Raw genomic sequence first — 6,512 nt, 5'->3', positions numbered from 1 at the left:
GTGGGCCTGGCCGGCGAACGGCTCGCCGAGCTCGGCGCGATGGCCGACTCCCGGGCCCGGGTCCGGGTCTTTTCCGACGACGGCATCTGCGTGTCGGACCCGGTGTTGATGCGCCGCGCGCTGGAGTACGTCAAGGCGTTCGACGGCGTGATCGCCCAGCACGCCCAGGAGCCGCGGCTGACCGATGGCGCACAGATGAACGAGGGCACCGTGTCGGCGGTGCTGGGCATGACCGGTTGGCCGGCCGTCGCGGAGGAGAGCATCATCGCCCGCGACGTGCTGCTGGCCCAGCACGTGGACTCCCGCCTGCACGTCTGCCACGTCTCCACGGCCGGATCGGTGGAGCTCATCCGCTGGGCCAAGGCCCGCGGGATCAAGGTCACCGCCGAGGTCACGCCCCACCACCTGTGGCTGACCGACGAACTGGTCCGCAGCTACGACCCGGTCTACAAGGTCAACCCGCCGCTGCGCACCGACGAGGACGTGCAGGCCCTGCGCGCCGGCCTGGCCGACGGCACCATCGACGTCATCGGCACCGACCACGCGCCGCACCCCTCGGAGGCGAAGGAGTGCGAGTGGGCGCAGGCGGCCATGGGCATGACCGGGCTGGAAACCGCGCTGTCCGTCGTGCAGCACACCATGATCGAATCCGGCCTGATCGGCTGGGCCGACTTCGCCCGGATCACCTCCGCCATGCCGGCCCGGATCGGCCGGCTGGCCGGCCAGGGCCAGCCGCTGGCCGCCGGATCGGCCGCCAACATCACCCTGGTGGACCCCGCGGCCCGCTGGACGGTGGACCCCGCCGCGATGGCCACCAAGGGCAGGAACTCGCCGTTCGCCGGCCGGGAGCTGCCCGGCCGCGTGGTCGCCACGTTCCTCAACGGACACCCCACGGTGCTGGAAGGCGCCCTGAACACCCCGGCACGCCCGGTAGGGGAGGCCTGAGATGAACCAGATGCAAGCGGGCCTGGTGATGCTCGCCGTCGCCGTCGTGCTCATGGTGCTGGTGGGCGTCGGCTGGCGCAACCGGGTCAAGCGGCAGCGGGACATCGCGCCGCTGCCGCAGGTCCCGGCAGACACCGCCAACCCGACCGGCTACTACGACGGCATGTATGTCGTCACGACGACGGCGGGGGACTGGCTGGACCGCGTCGCCGTCCACGGCCTCGGCATCCGGACCAAGGCGGCGCTGCGGACCTATCCGCATGGCGTGCTGATCGAGCGGCCCGGCTCCACGGACCTCTACATTCCGGCCGGAAGCATCTCCGACGTCCGCACCGAAAGCGGCATGGTGGGCAAGTTCGTGGAGTCCGAGGGACTGGCCGTGATCACGTGGAAGCTGGGGGAGCGCGAGGTCGACACGGCCTTCCGCACCCGGCAGGCCGCCGACAAACAACCGCTGCTGGCGCAGCTGCAGACATACCTACCCGCCGTACAGGAAGACTAGGACCTATCGTGAGCGCAGAAACAACTTTCCTCTCCGCACCGGCGCTGCTGGTGCTCGAAGACGGCCGGACCTTCCGCGGCCGCAGCTACGGCGCGCAGGGCACCGCGCTGGGCGAGGCGGTCTTTTCCACCGGCATGACCGGCTACCAGGAGACCCTCACCGACCCGTCCTACGCGCGCCAGCTGGTCGTGCAGACCGCACCCCACATCGGCAACACCGGCGTGAACGACGACGACGCGGAATCCCGCAAGATCTGGGTGGCCGGCTACGTGGTCCGCGACCCTGCCCGCCGGCCCTCCAACTGGCGCTCCGAGCGCAGCCTGGACGAAGAACTGGTCAACCAGGGGATCGTGGGCATCCAGGGAGTGGACACCCGCGCCCTGACCCGCCACCTGCGCGAACGCGGCGCCATGAAGGCCGGCATCTTCTCAGGCGACGCGGCTGCCCGCCCCGCGGCGGAGCTGCTGGCCGAGGTCACCGCGCAGCCGGCGATGGAAGGCGCGCGGCTCGCCGAAGAGGTCAGCGTCACCGAGGCCTACACCGTCGACCCGGCCGACCACGGCTGGGACGGGGAGCCGCGGTTCACGGTCGCCGCCCTCGACCTGGGCATCAAGGCCATGACCCCCGTCCGGTTCGCCGAGCGCGGGATCCGGGTGCACGTGCTGCCCGCCACCGCCAGCTTCGAGGACATCCAGGCCGTCGCACCCGACGGCATGTTCATGTCCAACGGCCCCGGCGACCCGGCCACGGCCGACCGCCAGGTGCTGCTGCTGCGCAAGGCGCTCGACGCCGGCCTGCCCTTCTTCGGCATCTGCTTCGGCAACCAGATCCTGGGCCGCGCCCTGGGCTTCGGCACCTACAAGCTGCGCTACGGCCACCGCGGCATCAACGTGCCGGTCATGGACCGGCGCACCGGAAAGGTCGAAATCACCTCGCAGAACCACGGCTTCGCCGTCGACGCCCCGCTGGACGGGCCCACGCTGGCCCCGGAGGAGCGCTTCGGCCGGGTCGAAGTCAGCCACGTCTGCCTCAACGACGACGTCGTCGAGGGCCTGAACTGCCTGGACATCCCCGCCTTCTCCGTCCAGTACCACCCCGAGGCGGCCGCCGGGCCGCACGATGCGGCGCCCCTGTTCGACCGCTTCACCGACCTGATGAACTCCCGCCGCAACCAGACCGGGACCGCTTCCGAGACCACGAAGGAAAGCAAGTAATGCCCAAGAGAGAAGATCTGAAGTCCGTCCTGGTCATCGGTTCCGGTCCCATCGTGATCGGACAGGCGGCCGAGTTCGACTATTCCGGCACGCAGGCGCTGCGGGTGCTGAAGGAGGAGGGCCTGCGGGTCATCCTGGTCAACTCGAATCCCGCCACGATCATGACGGACCCCGAGTTCGCCGACGCCACCTACGTGGAGCCGATCACCCCGGAGGTGGTCGAAAAGATCATCGCCAAGGAGCGCCCGGACGCCCTGCTGCCCACGCTGGGCGGCCAGACCGCGCTGAACACCGCGATCGCGCTGGACAAGAACGGCGTGCTGGACAAGTACAACGTGGAGCTGATCGGCGCCAACATCGCCGCCATCGAACTCGGCGAAGACCGGGAGAAGTTCAAGGGCGTGGTGGAGCGCTGCGGCGCCGAGTCCGCCAAGTCCGTGATCGTGCACTCGATGGACGAGGCCTTCGCCGCGGCCGAGGAACTGGGCTACCCGATGGTGGTGCGCCCGTCCTTCACCATGGGCGGCCTCGGCTCCGGGATGGCCTACAACGCGGACGACCTGCGCCGGATCGCCGGGGCCGGCATCCAGTACAGCCCCACCAGCGAGGTGCTGCTCGAAGAGAGCATCCTGGGCTGGAAGGAATACGAGCTCGAGATGATGCGCGACAAGAACGACAACGTCGTCGTCGTGTGCTCGATCGAGAACTTCGATCCGGTGGGCGTGCACACCGGCGACTCCATCACCGTCGCCCCCGCCATGACGCTGACCGACCGCGAGTTCCAGAAGCTGCGCGACATCTCCATCGCGGTGATCCGCGAAGTCGGCGTCGACACCGGCGGCTGCAACATCCAGTTCGCCATCGAACCGGACACCGGCCGCGTCGTGGTGATCGAAATGAACCCGCGCGTCTCCCGGTCCTCGGCGCTGGCCTCCAAGGCCACCGGTTTCGCGATCGCCAAGATTGCCACCAAGCTGTCGCTCGGGTACACGCTGGACGAGATCCCCAACGACATCACCCAGCAGACCCCGGCCGCCTTCGAACCGACGCTGGATTACGTCGTCGTCAAGGTTCCGCGTTTCGCGTTCGAGAAGTTCCCGGCCGCCGACCCGACGCTGACCACCACCATGAAGTCCGTCGGCGAGGCGATGGCCATCGGTCGCAACTTCACCGAGGCGCTGCAGAAGGCGCTGCGGTCGCTGGAGCAGAAGGGCTCGCAGCTCGAGTTCGACCCGGTCAACGACTATGACGTGCCCGAACTGCTGGCCAAGTCCAGGGTCGGGTCCACCGAGCGGCTCTCGATGGTGCAGCGGGCGCTGCTCGGCGGTGCCACGGTCGAGCAGGTCTTCGAAGCCACCTCGATTGACCCGTGGTTCCTGGACCAGCTGCAGCTGATCAACGAAGTGGCCACCGAAATCCGCCGCGCGCCGGCGCTGACCGAGGACATCCTGCGGCTGGCCAAGCGGCACGGCTTCTCCGATGAACAGATCGGGAAGCTCAGCCACACCAGCGAGGCAGTGGTCCGCGGGGTCCGGCACGCGCTGGGCATCCGCCCGGTGTTCAAGACGGTGGACACCTGCGCCGCCGAATTCGCCGCCTACACCCCGTACCACTACTCGTCCTACGACGAGGAGGACGAGGTCGAGCTGCACGCGAAGCCGTCGGTGATCATCCTCGGCTCGGGCCCCAACCGGATCGGCCAGGGCATCGAGTTCGACTACAGCTGCGTCCACGCCACCATGGCGCTGCGCAAGGCCGGGCACGAGACGGTCATGATCAACTGCAACCCGGAGACCGTCTCCACCGACTACGACATCTCCAACCGCCTGTACTTCGAGCCGCTCACGCTCGAGGACGTGCTGGAGGTCATCGCCGCGGAGGAGCGCACCGGCGGCGTGCTCGGCGTGTTCGTGCAGCTGGGCGGCCAGACGCCGCTGAAGCTGGCGCAGGCGCTGGCCGACGCCGGCATCCCGATTCTCGGCACCTCGCCGGAGGCCATCGACCTGGCCGAGCACCGCGGCGCCTTCCAGCGGGTGCTGGATTCGGCCGGGCTGATAGCACCGAAGAACGGCACCGCCGTTTCCTTCGAGGAGGCGAAGAAGATCGCCGACGAGATCGGCTACCCCGTGCTGGTCCGCCCGTCGTACGTGCTGGGCGGCCGCGGCATGGAGATCGTCTACGACGAGGCCAACCTGTCGCGCTACATCGCCAACGCCACCGAGATCACCCCGGACCATCCGGTGCTGGTGGACCGCTTCCTGGAAGACGCCATCGAGATCGATGTCGACGCCCTCTACGACGGCAAGGACCTCTACGTCGGCGGCATCATGGAGCACATCGAGGAGGCCGGCATTCACTCCGGCGACTCGGCGTGCGTGCTGCCGCCGATCACCCTGGGCGCCGACGTGCTGGACCGGGTGCGCAAGGCAACCGCCGCCATCGCCGAGGGCGTGGGGGTGCGCGGCCTGATCAACATCCAGTTCGCGCTGGCCGCCGACGTGCTCTATGTGATCGAGGCCAACCCGCGCGCTTCCCGCACCGTCCCGTTCGTGTCCAAGGCGACCGGCGTGCAGCTGGCCAAGGCCGCGGCGCTGATCGGCACCGGCGTGGACATCGACACGCTGCGCAGCGTCTACAAGGTGCTGCCCGAGACCGGCGACGGCTCCCGGCTGCCGCTGGAGGCACCGGTCGCGGTGAAGGAAGCGGTGCTGCCGTTCAGCCGCTTCCGCACGCCGGAGGGCACCGTGGTCGACTCGCTGCTGGGCCCGGAAATGCGTTCCACCGGCGAGGTCATGGGCATCGACAAGTACTTCGACACGGCGTTCGCCAAGAGCCAGGCCGCGGCCGGCAGCGCCCTGCCGACGTCCGGCAAGGTGTTCGTCTCGGTGGCCAACCGCGACAAGCGCTCCATCATCATGCCGGTGAAGCTGCTGGTGGACCTGGGCTTCGAGATCCTCTCCACCGGCGGCACGGCCGAGGTCCTGCGCCGCAACGGCATCCAGTCCACCACGGTGCGGAAGGTCGCCGAGGGACGGTCCGACGACGGCGAGGGCACCATCGTCGACCTGATCACCGAGGGCCAGATCGGACTCGTCCTCAACACCCCCTCCGGCGGCCAGGCCCGCGGCGACGGCTACGAGATCCGCGCGGCGGCGACGTCGGTGGGCACTCCGATCATCACCACGGTGTCCGAGTTCGGCGCCGCCATCCAGGCCATCGAAGCGATGCGCCAGTACGAGTGGGACGTCACCAGCCTGCAGGAGCACGCCGAGAACCTGAAGGCCGCCTTCCATGCCTGAGCCGCACGCCCGGCCGCAGCCCGCCACCTTCGGGCAGCGGCTGCGGGCGGCGATGGAGGCCCGCGGGCCGCTGTGCGTGGGGATCGACCCGCACCCGTCGCTGCTCTCCGCCTGGGGACTGAACGACGACGCCGGAGGGCTGGAACGCTTCTCCCTCACCGTGCTGGACGCGGTGGGGGAGCAGGCTGCCGCCCTCAAGCCCCAGGTGGCGCTGTACGAACGGCACGGTTCGGCCGGCCTGGCGGTGCTGGAGAAGCTGCTGGCGGCCGCGGGCCAGGCCGGTGCCCTGACCATTGCCGACGCCAAGCGCGGCGACATTGGCTCCACCATGGCCGCCTACGCGGACGCGTGGCTGCGGGACGGTTCGGCGCTGGCAGCCGACGCCGTGACGCTCAGCCCCTACCTCGGGTACGAATCGCTGCGGCCGGCGCTGGACCTGGCGGCGGCAACCGGCCGCGGGGTGTTCGTGCTGGCGTTGACCTCCAACCCGGAGGGCGCCAGCGTGCAGCACGTCGGCGGCGCCGAGTCCGTGGCCGCCCGGATCGCGGAAGC

Annotated in this window: 5 protein-coding genes; all 5 read left to right on the top strand. The window is 69.6% G+C overall.

The window, feature by feature from the left end:
- The coding region (locus AC5RV2_RS13270) for a dihydroorotase (RefSeq protein WP_494092718.1) at positions 1 to 945 on the top strand (945 nt) is incomplete at its 5' end.
- A gap of 1 nt (position 946) precedes the next feature.
- Complete coding sequence (locus tag AC5RV2_RS13265; protein WP_494092717.1) at positions 947 to 1,447, top strand: PH-like domain-containing protein; 501 nt, start codon at positions 947 to 949, stop codon at positions 1,445 to 1,447.
- A gap of 8 nt (positions 1,448 to 1,455) precedes the next feature.
- A complete protein-coding gene (gene carA, locus AC5RV2_RS13260; RefSeq protein WP_494092716.1) occupies positions 1,456 to 2,661 on the top strand; it encodes a glutamine-hydrolyzing carbamoyl-phosphate synthase small subunit in 1,206 nt (401 codons plus the stop codon).
- Entirely contained in the window at positions 2,661 to 5,960 is a 3,300-nt protein-coding gene (gene carB, locus AC5RV2_RS13255; protein ID WP_494092715.1) for a carbamoyl-phosphate synthase large subunit, read from the top strand. Before carA ends, carB begins: the two co-directional genes overlap by 1 nt.
- Positions 5,953 to 6,512 (top strand): orotidine-5'-phosphate decarboxylase (gene pyrF, locus AC5RV2_RS13250; RefSeq protein WP_494092714.1); only part of this gene is annotated, 560 nt, incomplete at its 3' end. The genes carB and pyrF, both read left to right, overlap by 8 nt.

Source organism: Arthrobacter sp. Y3225116 (assembly GCF_059091245.1).
Note: the sequence above shows the minus strand (reverse complement) of the source record. Positions and strands in the feature narration are given on the sequence as shown.